Below are 14366 nucleotides of genomic sequence, written 5' to 3' on the forward strand. Positions count from 1 at the left end.
ATTCGGTCAGCACGCTTGAAAAATAGCGGCCTTTTTTGTATCTTGTAGTACTCAACATCCAGCCCATTTTATGTGCTATTACGTGAAAGCCATTCCCGAACTGGCCGATTATGCCAGGGAAATTAAAGCGCAAATCGTTGACGATATTCTCAGTGAATATAAACCGGCTGCCAAGCTGTCGGGATTTGCTCACCCGCTGTTGCCCGTTATTACGCAGGAAAGTCCGCGGGAGATCCAGTTGTTTCAATGGGGGTTGATTCCCGCCTGGGCAAAACCGGAACAGGTGGCCGAATTGACCAAAGGAACATTAAATGCGCGGGAAGATACCATTTTTGAAAAACCGTCTTTCCGCGACAGCATCGGAACAAAGCGTTGCCTGTTACTGGTCAACGGTTTTTACGAATGGCGCCATGACAAAAAAGATAAAATTCCGTATTACATTTCACTCACGGATGAAAAGCCTTTCGCACTGGGCTGCGTTTATTCGGTTTGGAAAGGGCAACCCACGTTTTCCATTGTTACTACAAATGCAAATCCGTTGATGGAATACATTCACAATACCAAAAAACGGATGCCCCTGATGCTTACCCACGAGGAGGAACGGCGCTGGATCGACCCGACATTGACGAAATCCGAAATCAAAGAAATGATGCAGCCCCTGGATGAACGTGCGATGAGCGCACGGGTAATTGGATAATGACCAACCGTCAAAGCCTCATCGAGGACCTTGGAAATCAAGCGGTTTACCGCTAAATTGGGTTACTGAATCACCCGATCGACCGCGTCAAAAACCGTTTTTAAATCCGCCGGATTATGCACGTAATCCAGCGCATTTACGTCGATAACCAGCAATTTCCCCGCTGAATAGGCTTCGGTAAAGGCCTCATAAAACCGATTCAGGTTTTCTAAATACGTCGGACTGATGGATTTTTCGTACGCACGTCCCCGCAAGCGGATGCGCTCCTGAAGTTTCGGAATGTCCGCCCGGAGATAAATCATCAAATCAGGTGGCCGGACCAGGGTGAGCATGTTCTCAAAGACATTGCGGTACGTCTGGTAATCGCGGGAGGTCATCAAACCGCTTTCGTGGAGATTGCGGGCAAAAATGTAGGCATCTTCGTAAATGGTTCGGTCCTGCACGACCGACCGGTTTCCGGCGTTGATCGTCAGCATCTGTTCAAACCGGCTGTTCAGAAAATAAATTTGCAAATTGAACGACCAGCGGTGCATGTCGGCGTAAAAATCTTCCAGATACGGATTGCCATCAACGGCTTCTTTCAGTACGTCCCAGCCATACCGTTTGGCCAGCAAAGCGGCCAGGGTAGTTTTTCCAGCCCCAATATTTCCGGTTATTGCAATGTGCATAGCAGCGGTTTTAAAGTCAGCATTCCGTTGAATGTGGTCATCAGGGATACATTTCGTATCTTTGCGTGTTAACCGATAACAGGAATTGTTTACAAGATGAAACCCTATCGCGTTTTATTATATTATTGCTATACAACCATTGAAAACCCCGCACAGTTTCGCGATGAACACCACCGGCTGTGCATCGACCTGAATCTGCTGGGCCGAATTATTGTAGCGCCCGAAGGATTGAACGGGACGGTTTCCGGTTTGCCTGCCGACTGCGACGAATACATGCGGGTGGTTAAAACCGATCCGCGTTTTGAAAGTCTGGAATTCAAGATCGATGAATACGACAGTCACGCATTTCAAAAACTGAACGTACGACTGAAAGACGAAATCGTCAACTCCGACCTGCCGGTCGATCCGCTCGTCCAAACCGGTATCCATCTCGAACCGGACGAATTCAAGCAAATGAAAGACGAGGAGGATGTGGTGTTGATCGACATGCGGTCCAATTACGAGCATTCGGTTGGCAAATTCAAGGGAGCGATCACATTCGACATGGAAAACCTGCGGGAATTACCGGATCACCTGGACGAAATCAAGCACCTGAAAAACAAAAAAATCATCACGTATTGCACGGGCGGAATCAAATGCGAAAAAGCCAGTGCCTACCTGCTGAAACAGGGTTTTGAAAATGTCTACCAGCTGCACGGCGGGATCATCAAGTACGGTATTGAAGCGGGCGGGGAGGATTTTGACGGCAAATGTTACGTCTTCGATAACCGCGTCGCCGTGGACGTAAACCAAGTCAATCCGGTGGTTATTTCAAGCTGTTTCCGCTGCGGAACACCGACCGACCGCATGATTAACTGCGCCAGCCCGGCCTGTAATAATCACGTTACCCTCTGCGAAAACTGTGGCTCCGACCATCAGGGAACCTGTTCAGACGATTGTAAAAACGACCCGGAATTGCGGTTATATGACGGCAGCGGCTACTATGCAAAGGAAACACGTGGTTATTCACCCCTGCTAGGTTACCGAAGCCTGCAGTCCTTAGTGAGTCGTTAACGCCTTTTCCAGTACAAAATCATTCATCCAGTACGGTCCGATGGGAATATCCTCTTCGCGGACTACCTCAAAGCCCAGCCGTTCGTAGAATTGCCGGGCTTTATTGTACCGGTTTACATTCAGGTACAGGCGCGTTCCACCAGCCGCAACACAGCGACGCATCACTTCTTCCAATAATAACCGCCCGGAGCCTTTTCCCTGCTCCGAAGGCAATACGTAGATTTTATGTAATTTAAACCGGTCTTCTGCGGACGAATTTTTCGAATATGACGCAAAACCGATCAATTTTTCGTCCGAATACGCCAGAATAAAGGCATGCTGCTGTTTAACCATCTGTTCCAGCAGGGCTTCCCGGGAATAAATGGCCTGAAACATGTAATTGATTTGTTCCTGATCCAGAATAGCCCGGTAAGTCGGTTCCCAGATTTGTTCCTGGAGCGATATAATGGAATCGATGTCGGAAACGGTAGCGGTTTTGTACGCGAGTGGCATGTATTTTTGCGATTTGATCCACAAAGATACCGGTTTTTACCAACCGCTCTCACCCGTATCTTTCCTCGTTTAACGCGTACCCATTTCATTAATTGATTACCTTTGGAATTCAGTAAACACGCAAACCGAATTACCATGTCGGAAAAAAAACCGTTGATTTTGGTCACGAATGACGATGGCATTACCGCGAAAGGCATTCGTACCTTAGTTGAATTAATGAAACAACTGGGTGATGTTGTGGTCGTTGCACCCAATAGCCCGCAGTCGGGAATGGGGCACGCCATCACCATCGCTTCGCCCCTGCGCTTAAATAAAGTTGACCTTTTTGTGGACCTTCCCGCCTACGAATGCTCCGGTACACCCGCCGATTGTGTCAAGCTGGCCAAACATTTCGTTTTAAAAGACCGGAATCCGGATCTGGTGGTGAGCGGGATCAACCACGGCAGTAATACGTCGATCAGTGTGCTCTATTCCGGAACCATGTCGGCGGCTATTGAAGCGGCTATCGAGGGAATTCCGGCCATCGGTTTTTCACTTTGTGATTACGCCCACGACCCCGATTTTTCCCACACGCACGATCATATTCTGAAAATTGCCAGCCATGCCCTCGAACACGGCATTCCGAAAGGGGTGGCGTTTAACGTGAATTTTCCGGCGAAATCGGACCAGCCGTTACAGGAAATCCGGATTTGTCGCCAGGCAGATGCCCGCTGGCAGGAAGAATTCGATCAGCGCAAAGACCCCTATGGACGCAGCTATTTCTGGATGTCGGGTAAATTTGTGAACGATGATACCGGGCAGGATACCGACGAATTTGCATTGTCACAAAATTGCACGGCTCTCGTGCCGTGCCAGCTTGATCTGACCGATTACAAGATCATTTCCGAATTACAATCGTGGAATATCAACGAACGAAACGCAGCCGCATCGGTTTCTGAATTCGTTGAATCCCGGAAACGAACCTCCTAACCCCCATAACCGCATGGCCTTATTAGGAAGCATATTGAAACGTGGCATTTCGCTGACCAATGTAGTCAGGCGGAAAAAACTGAACGCCCTCAAGTTACAGAAGAAAACCTTTGTCAAACTGATCGGGAAAGCGCGTTATACCCAGTTTGGACAGGCATTTCAGTTTGAGGATATTGAAAATTCGGCCTTTTTCGACGATGAAAAGGAGTTTTATACCAAATACAAGGAACTGGTTCCCATTTACGATTACAACAAGATTTATAAAGACTGGTGGAAACGGTCGGTCGAAGGCGAAAAAAATGTCTGCTGGCCGGGTCGGGTGAAGTATTTTGCGCTGAGTTCGGGAACATCGGAAGCGGCTTCCAAGTACATCCCAGTGACCAAAACCATGTCGAAAGCGATTCAGAAAACCAGCATCCGGCAAATTCTGAGTCTGGGGCGCTACCAGCATCTTCCCTCCCAGCTTTACGAAAAAGGATTTTTGATGCTGGGTGGCAGCACCCAGTTGAACTACCGCGATAACCATTTTGAAGGCGATTTGAGCGGAATTACAGCCAGTAAAATTCCTTTCTGGTTTCAAAAGTTCTACAAACCGGGGAAAGAAATTGCTGCCGAGCGCGACTGGGCATTGAAACTGGACGAAATTACCGAACAGGCCGATCAATGGGACATCGGTTTTGTGGTGGGCGTTCCAGCCTGGATTCAGTTGCTGATGGAGAAAATCATCGCTCATTATAAGGTCAAAACGATTCACGACATCTGGCCTAATCTGATGGTTTTCTGCCACGGCGGGGTGTCTTTTGAACCCTACCGGCAGGGCTTCGAGCACTTACTGGCACGGCCCATCACCTACATTGAAACCTACCTGGCGTCGGAAGGCTTCATCGCCTACCAAACACATCCGGATGCGGTGGGCATGCAGCTGGTGCTCGACAACGGCATTTTCTTCGAGTTTATCCCTTTCAATGACGAAAATTTCAATGCCGACGGAGAGGTGATCGATAAACCGCAGACCCTGATGATTGATGAAGTCGAGGAAGGCAAGGAATATGCCTTAATGATTTCAACCTGCTCGGGTGCCTGGCGGTATTTAATTGGCGATACGGTTAAGTTCGTGAATAAAAAACGCTGCGAAATTGTCATCACCGGCCGAACCAAACACTTCCTTAGTTTATGTGGTGAGCACCTTTCAGTTGATAACATGAACAAGGCTGTGGAACTGGCTTCGAACGATTTAAAGATCAACGTCCGGGAATTTACGGTCGCCGGTATCGCATACGATACCCTTTTCGCCCATCACTGGTACATTGGTACCGACGATAAAGTGGATGAAACGGTTTTGAGAGATCTGATTGATGCCAAACTGAAAGAACTCAATGACGACTATGCCGTTGAGCGTCGGCACGCTCTGAAAGACGTTTTTGTGACGGCCCTGCCCACCGCAACTTTCTATAAATGGATGGAGTCGAAAGGCAAAATGGGCGGTCAGCACAAATTTCCGCGGGTGCTGAAAAAGAATCTGATTGCCGATTGGGAGGGTTTTTTGAAGACACAGGGAATTGACGCGGCCGCAATCCGAAAACCCGTTACCGGCCCCACTTCTTAAAAATCCGCGCTCCCAATTTTCCAGGAATATATCATAAATCCGCTGTCAGTTCCGTTGAATACTGGCAGCGGATTAGTGTTTTATCAGCGTAATGAGCGGATCGTATAAGCGGGTCCAGGCCAGGTTCAGGGCGATACCGATAAACACGATTCCGGTGGTTCGGTTAAAGACCAGCACGACTTTGGGCGTAAAAAACCGCTTCAACTTGTGGGCAAAAATAGCCAGTGCCGACTCCGTCGCGAAGATGCCGATCAGGCTCATGATCATGAACACATAGCGCTCACCGGCGCTATAATGCAGGGAGTTGGTGAGGTAAGCAGCCAGCGTGACCCAGGTAATGAAGTTGATCGGATTGATCGCATTCAGAACAAAACCGGTCGTAAAATAATAAAGAAAGTTACCAAAGCGGGTTTTTGGGTAAGCCAGCCGGGGCGCCCCTTTGAAAATGTTGGCAACGCCCATGGCCATCAGCAAAACGACCCCAAACAGGGTTAAATAAAACTCAAATCCTTCAATCCGGGGCAGGAAAGCCGTGCCGAACAATGCACATACCACAAAAATGGCGTCACAAACCACAACCCCAAAGGCAATCTTAATGCCCGACCGGTAACCATTATCGACACTATTCTGTAGTAAAGAAAAAAATACGGTTCCGAAGGTCAGACAGAGTAAAATACCTGCAATTAAACCGTAAAATGTAGCTTCAATCATCATCCGCTCAAATCTGTTTCAGACGCGCCACTTTCAGGAGTGCGCAGACACTGAGTGCATCGGTGATCTCGTTGTTCATCACCATTTCGACAGCATCCGTCAATAAAACCCGCCGGATTTGCAATTGTTCAGTTTCTTCAGGTTCGTGCGTTCCCTGACTCAGTTCTTCGGCAATGTACAGAAATCCTTCTTCGTCCGTCGCCGAATTTGAGGTGTGAATTCGGCCGATCATTGTCCATTTGCCGGCTTCCAGGCCGGTCTCTTCCTTCAGTTCCCGACGGGCCGACTCAAGCAGATCTGTGCCGATGGGGGCTCCGCCTTCCGGAATCTCCCAGGAGTATTCTTCCAACGGGTAGCGGTATTGACCAACCAGGTAGGTATATCCTTCCTGATCGAGCGGCACGACGGCCACAGCTTTATTCTTGAAACTAACAACCCCGTAAATACCGGGCGTATTAGCCGGGGTTACAACATCTTCGTGCCTGATTTTCAACCAGTTATTTTCGTACCTTACTGTTGAAGTCAGTGTTTTCCAGGGATTCTCGGTAAACTCCATAACGGCAAATGTAAAGAGAAATCCTCAACTGTTTACTACCTTTGCAGGCCATAAACCGGTCAACGGCTTCATGCAATCCAGTCAGCGAATTAAATACAAGTGGATGACAATCTCGCTGGGGCTGAGTGTGGTGCTGACGCTGCTTAAATTTACCGCCTGGTGGCTAACTTCCTCAACAGCGGTTTTGAGCGATGCGCTGGAATCCATTATCAACGTGATTGCCAGCAGTTTTGCCTTGTACAGCATTCACCTTTCCGGTCAGCCCCGCGACCGAAATCATCCGTATGGCCACGGGAAAATTGAGTTTTTTTCCTCCGGTTTTGAAGGAGCCCTGATTCTTTCAGCGGGGATTTTTATCATTTTTCAGGCCTTCCAATCGTTTTCAGCTCCTCAGCAAATTACGCATTTGGATTGGGGAGTCGGCCTGATTGCCCTAACTATGGTTGCCAATGCCCTGATCGGCTGGCTATTGATCCGAAATGGTCGCGCCACGCACTCCATCGCGCTCATTGCTGACGGTCGGCATTTGCTGACGGATAGCCTGAGCAGTCTGGTCGTTGTAATTGGCATCAGCGTCATTCTGCTCACCGGGCTGACGTGGTTCGACGGTGTTCTGTCGCTGATGCTGTCCATCCTCATCATCTGGAATGGGCTGGGGCTGATGCGTCACTCGGTCGCCGGTTTGATGGACGAAACCGATCTGAACCAGCTCCAGCGCATTATCAATATTTTGAATCAGTATAAAAACCGCAACTGGATCGATATCCATAACCTGCGCGTTCAGCGGTATGGTGCTGATTTGCACATCGACTGCCACCTGACGCTGCCCTATTACTGGACGCTGGCGCAGGTTCACCAGGAGGTACACGAATTTGAAGAAGTGATTAAAAGCGAGACGGAGACCGAAGTCGAAATTTTCATTCACGCCGACCCGTGTTTGCCCGAATGCTGCCACTATTGCCGGATTGCTGACTGTCCGGTTCGGGTTAATCCATATCAGAGCGACGTGGAGTGGACGGTATTCAACATCTCCACCAACCAAAAACATTTTGTTACCACGCAAGCGTAATACCTGCAGGATTCATTCTTAAAAAAAATTACAAAATCCTTCCAAAAAAAGTTGGCTGTTAGCAACTTTTTTGTAATTTTCGGTGAGAATTTAGTGCTCAAATGAGATACTTAATTCAGGTTGTATTCATATCCAGAAAGGTTGGCTGTATTTTCAGCCAACCTTTTTCATTAACTTGCCTCCCAAGTTCATCCCCGGCTTCGGGTTGACCCAACCTAAAACGTCAACAACATGTCTTCACGTCGTTCTTTTTTAAAACAATTAGGCGCAGTTACGGCCTTCTCATCTGCGCTTCCGGCGATCGCGGAAGCTGCGGCAAAAAAACCGTTCTTCGAAATTTCCCTCGCCGAATGGTCATTACACAAAGCACTCTTTAACGAGAAAAAAATCACGAACCTGGACTTTCCGGTTCTCGCCAAAAAAGAATTCGGAATCGAGATTGTCGAGTATGTCAATCAATTTTTCAAGGATAAAGCGCAGGATGCTACGTACTTAAAAGAGTTATTGATGCGCTGCAAAGACAACGGCGTTCGGAACCACCTCATCATGATCGACGGAGAAGGCTTTCTGGGTGAAACCGATGCTGCCAAACGCAACGAAGCTGTCGAAAAGCACAAGCCCTGGGTCGAATGTGCCAAAACGCTCGGTTGTAAAACCATCCGCGTTAACGCGTTCGGCAAAGGCACGGAGGAGGAAGTCGCCAAAGCTGCCATCGACGGACTGGGCAAACTGGGCGAATTCGCCAAAACCATGAACATCAACGTCATTGTCGAAAACCACGGTAGTTACTCCTCCAACGGACAGTGGCTGACCGGTGTCATGAAGCAGGTAAACATGAAAAATGTTGGCATTCTACCCGATTTCGGCAATTTCTGCATCAAACGCAGCGATGGGTCGGAATGGGGCGGCAAGTGTGTCGAAGAATACGACCGCTACAAAGGCGTATCGGAAATGATGCCTTTTGCCAAAGGCGTCAGTGCGAAAACCCACGATTTCGATGCTGAAGGCAACTGTACCGATACCGATTACATGCGCATGATGAAAATCGTGAAGGACAGTGGGTTCAGGGGAATTGCGGGTATCGAATACGAAGGCTCAACCCTGAGCGAATACGACGGCATCAAAAAAACCAAAGCCCTTCTGGAGCGCGTAGGGACACTTGTATAATTTTTTTAATGAACAATTAATAATGAATAGGCTGACGCAAGAAATTCATTATTAATTGTTCATTGTTAATTTTCATTAAAGCGAAGCCGTCGGTTCGCTGACATGGCGCAAAAACTCCTGACGCGTGGCTTCGTCTTCTTTGAATTTACCTCCGTAATGAGCGGTTACTGTCGAGCTATTCACGTCCTGCACCCCGCGCATTGAAACACACAGGTGCCGGGCGTCGATGATCACGGCTACATCTTCTGTTTGCAATACGGTTTTCAACTCATTGGCAATCTGCTCCGTCAATCGTTCCTGCACCTGCGGGCGTTTAGCGAAATACTGCACAAGGCGGTTTAATTTGGACAATCCGATGACTTTTCCGCTCGAAATATAGGCCACGTGGGCGCGTCCGATGATTGGCACCAGGTGGTGTTCGCAGTGTGAATGAACGGTAATACCTTTTTCCACCAGCATTTCATTGTACTGGTATTTATTCTCGAATAAGGTCGCTTTCGGTTTTTTCGCCGGATTCAACCCGCTAAAAATTTCCTTAACGTACATCTTGGCCACACGGTGGGGCGTTCCTTTCAGACTATCATCAGTCAAATCCAGGCCAAGAATAGTCAATATTTCGCGAAAATGATCCTCAATTAATTCAATTTTGGTATCGTCACTGATCTCGAATGCATCTGCCCGCAACGGAGTTTCAACGGCAGACGCCACATGGTCATCACCCATTTCATCGATTGTCAAGTCACTCAGCACATCATAAGCGGGGTGATGCCCGTTAGACCGGGTATTCAACGAAGTTCCGTTCGGTTTCATAGAGTCTGATTTTCAAGTCCAGAGATGCAGCAAGCTGGCTGCGCAGCGAATCGTAAATAACGATGGCAATATTTTCGGCAGAAGGATTGAGATTTTTAAATTCTTCGGTGTCCAGATTCAAATTTTTGTGATCGAATTTGTCCGTCACCTGGGTTTTGATCAAATCGCTTAGCACTTTCAGATCGACGACAAAACCCGTAACCGGATCGACTTCGCCGATGACCTGAACGATCACTTCGTAATTATGACCATGAAAATGGGGATTGTTGCACTTGCCAAAAATCCGTTGGTTTTCTTCGTCCGACCATTCCGGGTTATGGAGACGATGAGCCGCGTTGAAGTGTTCTTTGCGGAACACCGCTACCCGTTTTTTGTCCATTCTGTCAGAACCGGTCCCCCGGTTTTTTGCGATTAGTAAAAAATGCTCGACCAAAATGTCGTCAGAAAGGTTGTCTGCAACACATTTGAGCCGTCAGGCGAAGGATGATCCGCCTTCAGGAGAAATTTTAGTGAGTTTCGTGGGTATAACAGCCGGGTTACCGGTTTGGTTCATCGATGTGTTACGCTTGTGTTAATTAAGTATAACCGCATTGCGCTGTTCGGGCGGTTTTCAATTAAAATTTTAATCCGGAAGTAATCGATGCTTTTTTTTGGCCCTACCGATATTTTGCTTTTTTTTACGGCTTCGTGCATACTAAACCCAAATTTTGACTCCCCTTGAAAACAAATCGACGTCATTTTCTGCGTTCTGCGGCTGTTACGGTCTCTTCCGCCCATTTATTTCCAACTATTTTAACCGGTGCCCCGGAGCAGGATAAGAAAGTTCGACTCGCTTTCATCGGCGTTGGCGGTCGGGGGCGCAGCCACGTTGAACAGGCACTTTATCGGCCGGATGTTGCCATTACGGCAATCTGCGATATCGATCCCGAAGCCATCAACCGCACCAAAGCCATGATCAGCAAAGCCGGACGCCCGGAAGCTGCGGTTTACGGAAAAACCGATCGGGATTTTGAAAACATGCTGAAACGCGATGACATCGACGGCGTCGTGATTGCAACGCCCTGGGAATGGCACGTACCCATGTCGGTGGCAACCATGAAGGCCGGTAAATACGCAGGTGTTGAAGTGTCAGCGACGGTAACGCTGAAAGAGTCCTGGGATCTGATCGAAGCGTCGGAGAAAAGCGGAATGCCCTGTATGATCCTCGAAAATGTTTGTTACCGACGCGACGTAATGGCGGTTTTGAACATGATTCGGCAGGGCATGTTTGGGGAAATGCTCTACGCTCACTGCGGTTATCAGCACGATTTACGCAACGTTAAATTCAACGATGGAACGGTAAAACAGGGCGTTGGCGCCGAATTTGGGGCCAAAGGCTATTCAGAAGCCCGCTGGCGCACCCAGCATTCCGTCGACCGCAACGGTGATTTGTATCCGACGCACGGTTTGGGACCCGTGGCCCACTGGCTGGATATCAACCGCGGGAACCGGTTTTTGCACCTGACTTCGACGGCGACAAAATCCCGGGGATTGCACAAATACATCGTTGATAAGGGTGGACCGAATCACCCCAATGCCAAAGTCAATTTCAAACTGGGCGATATTGTTACGACGGTCATCCAGTGTGCCAATGGTGAAAATATCGTCATCATGCATGATACCAACTCGCCCCGCCCCTATTCACTCGGATTTCGGGCGCAGGGAACGCAGGGTATCTGGATGGACGACGGAAAAACGATTTACCTCGAAGGAACGAGTCCAAAACCGCACCAGTGGGAGCCGTTTAAGGAGTATCAGGAAAAATACGATCACCCGATCTGGAAGCGCCACGCCCAAACCGCCGAAAATGCCGGGCACGGCGGGATCGATTTTTTTGTCATCCGGGCTTTTATTGAATCGGTTAAACGAAAAGTCGCTCCGCCGATCGATGTGTATGACGCAGCGGTCTGGAGCGCCATCAGTCCGTTGTCGGAAGAATCTATCGCCAAAGGCAGCAAACCGATTGAAATTCCGGATTTCACGCGGGGTAAATGGAAAACCAACAAACCCATTTTTGCGTTGAACGACGACTATTAATCGGATATCCCGCAGAAATCGAAATAAAATTCTTATTTTTAAAAAAATTTAAAAATATTCCGAATTGCGCGGACAAAGTAGTCCGTTGCCTAAACGTTTTCAACATTCATCTCAATGACCCCGACTGCAACCCGGAATTCAACAAGCAGCTACCTAGGACCACTGCTGATTGTCGGCATGTTATTTTTCATTTTTGGCTTTGTGACCTGGGTCAACGGCGTCCTGATCGCTTTTTTCAAACAGGCGTTTCAGCTCAGCACCGTGGGGTCGAATCTGGTCGCCTTTGCGTTCTTTATTTCGTATACCGTGATGGCTATTCCATCATCTGAGTTGCTCAAACGGACAGGTTTCAAAAACGGAATGTCCCTGGGTTTGATTGTCATGGCAGTTGGAACAATCATTTTCATTCCGGCGGCTAAGGCGGTTTCCTATCCGTTGTTTCTGGTCGGGCTGTTTCTGATCGGTATTGGTTTAACGGTTTTACAAACGGCATCGAATCCATACGTTACAATTCTGGGACCGCGCGAAAGTGCTGCGCAACGCATCAGTTTTATGGGTGTCGCCAACAAACTGGCCGGAATCATCAGCCAGTTCATTTTCGGTGGGCTGCTGCTGACGGGCGGAAATGTTCTTTCTGCTTCCGAATCATTGAATAAAGTGGTAACGCCATACATGATTCTGACGGGCGTCCTGATTGTACTGGCCTTGTTGATCCGGTTTTCAACGCTGCCCGAAGTTTCGGAAGAACAGGAAGAGGACACAACCGTGGTAACCAAAACCGCAACGACGGATAGCGTTTGGCAACACGCCAATTTGGTGTTGGGTGTCCTGGCTATTTTCTGTTACGTGGGTGTCGAGGTAATCTCCGGCGACACCATTATCAATTACGGAAACGCGCTCGGCTTCTCGAACGACGAAGCAAAGTACTTCACCGCCTACACCTTATACGGCATGTTAGGCGGCTATATTCTGGGAATTATTCTGATTCCACGCTTCCTTTCTCAACAAAAATCATTGCTGTACGGAACAAGCCTTGGTGTAATTTTGACAATCGGCGCGCTAGTAACCGACGGTTTTACCTCCGTATTGTGCATTGCATTGCTCGGATTTGCTATCGCTCCGATCTGGCCGGCCATCTGGCCATTAGCGCTCAATCGGTTGGGGCGGTTTACGAAACTGGGATCTGCCTTGTTGATCATGGGTATCTCCGGTGGAGCTTTGTTACCATTGTTACACGGTTATTTAACCGACACCATCAGCCCTAAATTTGCATACGCCCTAATCCTTCCCCTCTTGTGCTACATCCTGTATTATGCGCAGGTGGGAAGCAAAAAAACCAATTGGTAATGAGTCAGTTAAGCGTTTCTACTCCCGGCCGGATCTGTTTATTCGGTGAACACCTGGATTACCTGGGTCTGCCCGTTATTGCCGCTGCCATTAACCGGCGCATCCGAATAACCGGTTTTCATCGCAACGATTCCAAGGTCATTATCAACCTGCCGGATGTCAACGAACGGGAGGAATTTGAATTGTCGGGCTCGAGTTTGATCTATACCAAACCGCGCGATTATTTCCGGAGTAGCTACAATGTGCTGGTCCGGCACGGCTACCGGTTTTCGAAGGGCGTTGAATGCGAAGTCCGCGGCAACATCCCCATCAATTCGGGTACTTCAAGCTCGTCGGCTCTTGTGGCTTCATGGCTCCATTTTTTGATGCGCATGAGCGACCGCCCCCGCTTACTGAGTCGTCAGGAAATCGGAAATCTGGCCAACGAAGCCGAAACCCGCGAATTTGGCGAACCGGGCGGCATGATGGATCATTATTCCACCGCCATCGGAGACGTGATTTACCTGGAATCGGAACCCGAAATTGAAATTGAAGAATTGCGTCCCAAACTCGGCGCTTTTGTGCTGGGCGATTCGCTGGAGGCCAAAGATACGCTGACGATTCTGGGGCGGTTACGCTCCGGCGTCAACGAAATCGTGAAGAAAATCGAAGCGCTCAATCCCGCATTTTCGTTGCACACCACGGATGTGCTCGAACTGGATGATTACCGCCCGTATTTGTCCGATGGCGAAAATACCCTGCTCGAAGGCACCATTTCCAACCGGGATCTCCTGCGCGAAGCCCGTCAGGAACTGGAAGCAGCTGACTTGAATCACAATCGTTTGGGCGATTTGTTAAACCGTCACCAGGCGAACCTGCGGGATGCGCAGCGAATTTCTACGCCCAAAATTGACCGGATGCTCGAAGCCGCACTGAATGCGGGCGCTCTCGGCGGGAAAATTAACGGCTCGGGTGGTGGCGGCTGTATGTTTGCCTACGCCCCCGGACACGCCGGTGCGGTTGCCGAAGCCATCGAACGCCAGGGCGGTGCTGCCTATATTATTCGTGTTGATGAAGGCACAAAAGTAGAAGAATAATCAACTATCTGATTATCAACACATCCAGCATAAACTCACTTTAGCCTAAACGGAACAATTTCGGCCTAA

Annotated in this window: 15 protein-coding genes; 9 read left to right on the plus strand and 6 right to left on the minus strand. The window is 48.8% G+C overall.

Annotated features, from left to right (window positions below):
• Positions 1-70: 70 nt before the first annotated feature.
• Complete coding sequence (locus EHT25_RS04015) at positions 71-697, plus strand: SOS response-associated peptidase (protein WP_124870991.1); 627 nt, start codon at positions 71-73, stop codon at positions 695-697.
• Positions 698-759: 62 nt separating this feature from the next.
• On the opposite strand, the gene EHT25_RS04020 is transcribed toward EHT25_RS04015, so the two are convergent.
• Entirely contained in the window at positions 760-1365 is a 606-nt protein-coding gene (locus EHT25_RS04020; protein ID WP_124870994.1) for a deoxynucleoside kinase, read from the minus strand.
• Between the two features lie 96 nt (positions 1366-1461).
• Here EHT25_RS04020 and trhO point away from each other — a divergent pair, with 96 nt between their 5' ends.
• A complete protein-coding gene (trhO, locus tag EHT25_RS04025; RefSeq protein ID WP_124870997.1) occupies positions 1462-2418 on the plus strand; it encodes an oxygen-dependent tRNA uridine(34) hydroxylase TrhO in 957 nt (318 codons plus the stop codon).
• On the opposite strand, the gene EHT25_RS04030 is transcribed toward trhO, so the two are convergent.
• On the minus strand, positions 2404-2910 hold the full coding sequence (locus tag EHT25_RS04030; RefSeq protein WP_124871000.1) for a GNAT family N-acetyltransferase: 507 nt from the start codon (positions 2908-2910) through the stop codon (positions 2404-2406). The genes trhO and EHT25_RS04030 overlap by 15 nt on opposite strands.
• 135 nt (positions 2911-3045) lie before the next feature.
• Here EHT25_RS04030 and surE point away from each other — a divergent pair, with 135 nt between their 5' ends.
• Together surE and EHT25_RS04040 are read left to right on the plus strand one after the other, a co-directional pair.
• Complete coding sequence (gene surE / locus EHT25_RS04035) at positions 3046-3879, plus strand: 5'/3'-nucleotidase SurE (RefSeq protein ID WP_124871003.1); 834 nt, start codon at positions 3046-3048, stop codon at positions 3877-3879.
• Positions 3880-3892: 13 nt separating this feature from the next.
• Positions 3893-5485, plus strand: a complete 1593-nt coding sequence (locus tag EHT25_RS04040; RefSeq protein ID WP_124871006.1) for a GH3 family acyl-acid amido synthetase — start codon at positions 3893-3895, stop codon at positions 5483-5485.
• Positions 5486-5557: 72 nt separating this feature from the next.
• On the opposite strand, the gene EHT25_RS04045 is transcribed toward EHT25_RS04040, so the two are convergent.
• Both EHT25_RS04045 and EHT25_RS04050 read right to left on the minus strand, forming a co-directional pair.
• Positions 5558-6196, minus strand: coding sequence for a LysE family translocator (locus EHT25_RS04045; RefSeq protein ID WP_124873493.1), 639 nt, complete (start codon positions 6194-6196; stop codon positions 5558-5560).
• A gap of 7 nt (positions 6197-6203) precedes the next feature.
• Positions 6204-6752: an NUDIX domain-containing protein gene (locus tag EHT25_RS04050; protein ID WP_124871008.1), complete on the minus strand. Its 549-nt coding sequence runs from the start codon at positions 6750-6752 to the stop codon at positions 6204-6206.
• Between the two features lie 70 nt (positions 6753-6822).
• Here EHT25_RS04050 and EHT25_RS04055 point away from each other — a divergent pair, with 70 nt between their 5' ends.
• Positions 6823-7821 carry a cation diffusion facilitator family transporter gene (locus tag EHT25_RS04055; protein ID WP_124871011.1) on the plus strand — a complete coding sequence of 333 codons (999 nt, stop codon included), beginning with the start codon at positions 6823-6825 and terminating at the stop codon, positions 7819-7821.
• Between the two features lie 231 nt (positions 7822-8052).
• Positions 8053-8988, plus strand: coding sequence for a sugar phosphate isomerase/epimerase family protein (locus tag EHT25_RS04060; protein ID WP_124871014.1), 936 nt, complete (start codon positions 8053-8055; stop codon positions 8986-8988).
• A gap of 75 nt (positions 8989-9063) precedes the next feature.
• Here the strand turns inward: EHT25_RS04060 and folE are convergent, their stop codons facing one another.
• Both folE and EHT25_RS04070 read right to left on the minus strand, forming a co-directional pair.
• Positions 9064-9798, minus strand: coding sequence for a GTP cyclohydrolase I FolE (gene folE, locus EHT25_RS04065; RefSeq protein ID WP_124871017.1), 735 nt, complete (start codon positions 9796-9798; stop codon positions 9064-9066).
• Complete coding sequence (locus tag EHT25_RS04070; RefSeq protein WP_124871020.1) at positions 9761-10177, minus strand: 6-carboxytetrahydropterin synthase; 417 nt, start codon at positions 10175-10177, stop codon at positions 9761-9763. The genes folE and EHT25_RS04070 overlap by 38 nt, the downstream gene beginning before the upstream one ends.
• A gap of 338 nt (positions 10178-10515) precedes the next feature.
• Between EHT25_RS04070 and EHT25_RS04075 the strand changes: the two genes are divergently transcribed.
• The 3 genes from EHT25_RS04075 (at position 10516) to EHT25_RS04085 (ending at position 14297) form a co-directional block, all read left to right on the plus strand.
• The gene (locus tag EHT25_RS04075) at positions 10516-11874 is read left to right on the plus strand and encodes a Gfo/Idh/MocA family protein (RefSeq protein WP_124871023.1); all 1359 of its coding nucleotides are present in this window, start codon (positions 10516-10518) and stop codon (positions 11872-11874) included.
• A gap of 114 nt (positions 11875-11988) precedes the next feature.
• Positions 11989-13221 (plus strand): sugar MFS transporter, encoded by a 1233-nt coding sequence (locus tag EHT25_RS04080; protein WP_124871026.1) that lies wholly within the window; start codon positions 11989-11991, stop codon positions 13219-13221.
• Positions 13221-14297: a mevalonate kinase family protein gene (locus EHT25_RS04085; RefSeq protein WP_124871029.1), complete on the plus strand. Its 1077-nt coding sequence runs from the start codon at positions 13221-13223 to the stop codon at positions 14295-14297. The genes EHT25_RS04080 and EHT25_RS04085 overlap by 1 nt, the downstream gene beginning before the upstream one ends.
• The last annotated feature ends 69 nt before the right edge of the window (positions 14298-14366 follow it).

It is taken from the genome of Larkinella rosea, assembly GCF_003858635.1.
In the GTDB taxonomy this organism is placed as follows: Bacteria; Bacteroidota; Bacteroidia; order Cytophagales; family Spirosomataceae; genus Larkinella; species Larkinella rosea.

What these genes read in the sequence shown, in the direction of transcription:
- EHT25_RS04085 (WP_124871029.1), top strand. Translation starts at nt 13,221, where the DNA reads ATGAGTCAGTTAAGCGTTTCTACTCCCGGCCGGATCTGTTTATTCGGT.
- EHT25_RS04015 (WP_124870991.1), top strand. Translation starts at nt 71, where the DNA reads ATGTGCTATTACGTGAAAGCCATTCCCGAACTGGCCGATTATGCCAGG.
- trhO (WP_124870997.1), top strand. Translation starts at nt 1,462, where the DNA reads ATGAAACCCTATCGCGTTTTATTATATTATTGCTATACAACCATTGAA.
- EHT25_RS04060 (WP_124871014.1), top strand. Translation starts at nt 8,053, where the DNA reads ATGTCTTCACGTCGTTCTTTTTTAAAACAATTAGGCGCAGTTACGGCC.
- folE (WP_124871017.1), bottom strand. Translation starts at nt 9,798, where the DNA reads ATGAAACCGAACGGAACTTCGTTGAATACCCGGTCTAACGGGCATCAC.
- EHT25_RS04045 (WP_124873493.1), bottom strand. Translation starts at nt 6,196, where the DNA reads ATGATTGAAGCTACATTTTACGGTTTAATTGCAGGTATTTTACTCTGT.
- EHT25_RS04040 (WP_124871006.1), top strand. Translation starts at nt 3,893, where the DNA reads ATGGCCTTATTAGGAAGCATATTGAAACGTGGCATTTCGCTGACCAAT.
- surE (WP_124871003.1), top strand. Translation starts at nt 3,046, where the DNA reads ATGTCGGAAAAAAAACCGTTGATTTTGGTCACGAATGACGATGGCATT.
- EHT25_RS04030 (WP_124871000.1), bottom strand. Translation starts at nt 2,910, where the DNA reads ATGCCACTCGCGTACAAAACCGCTACCGTTTCCGACATCGATTCCATT.
- EHT25_RS04020 (WP_124870994.1), bottom strand. Translation starts at nt 1,365, where the DNA reads ATGCACATTGCAATAACCGGAAATATTGGGGCTGGAAAAACTACCCTG.
- EHT25_RS04055 (WP_124871011.1), top strand. Translation starts at nt 6,823, where the DNA reads ATGCAATCCAGTCAGCGAATTAAATACAAGTGGATGACAATCTCGCTG.
- EHT25_RS04070 (WP_124871020.1), bottom strand. Translation starts at nt 10,177, where the DNA reads ATGGACAAAAAACGGGTAGCGGTGTTCCGCAAAGAACACTTCAACGCG.
- EHT25_RS04050 (WP_124871008.1), bottom strand. Translation starts at nt 6,752, where the DNA reads ATGGAGTTTACCGAGAATCCCTGGAAAACACTGACTTCAACAGTAAGG.
- EHT25_RS04080 (WP_124871026.1), top strand. Translation starts at nt 11,989, where the DNA reads ATGACCCCGACTGCAACCCGGAATTCAACAAGCAGCTACCTAGGACCA.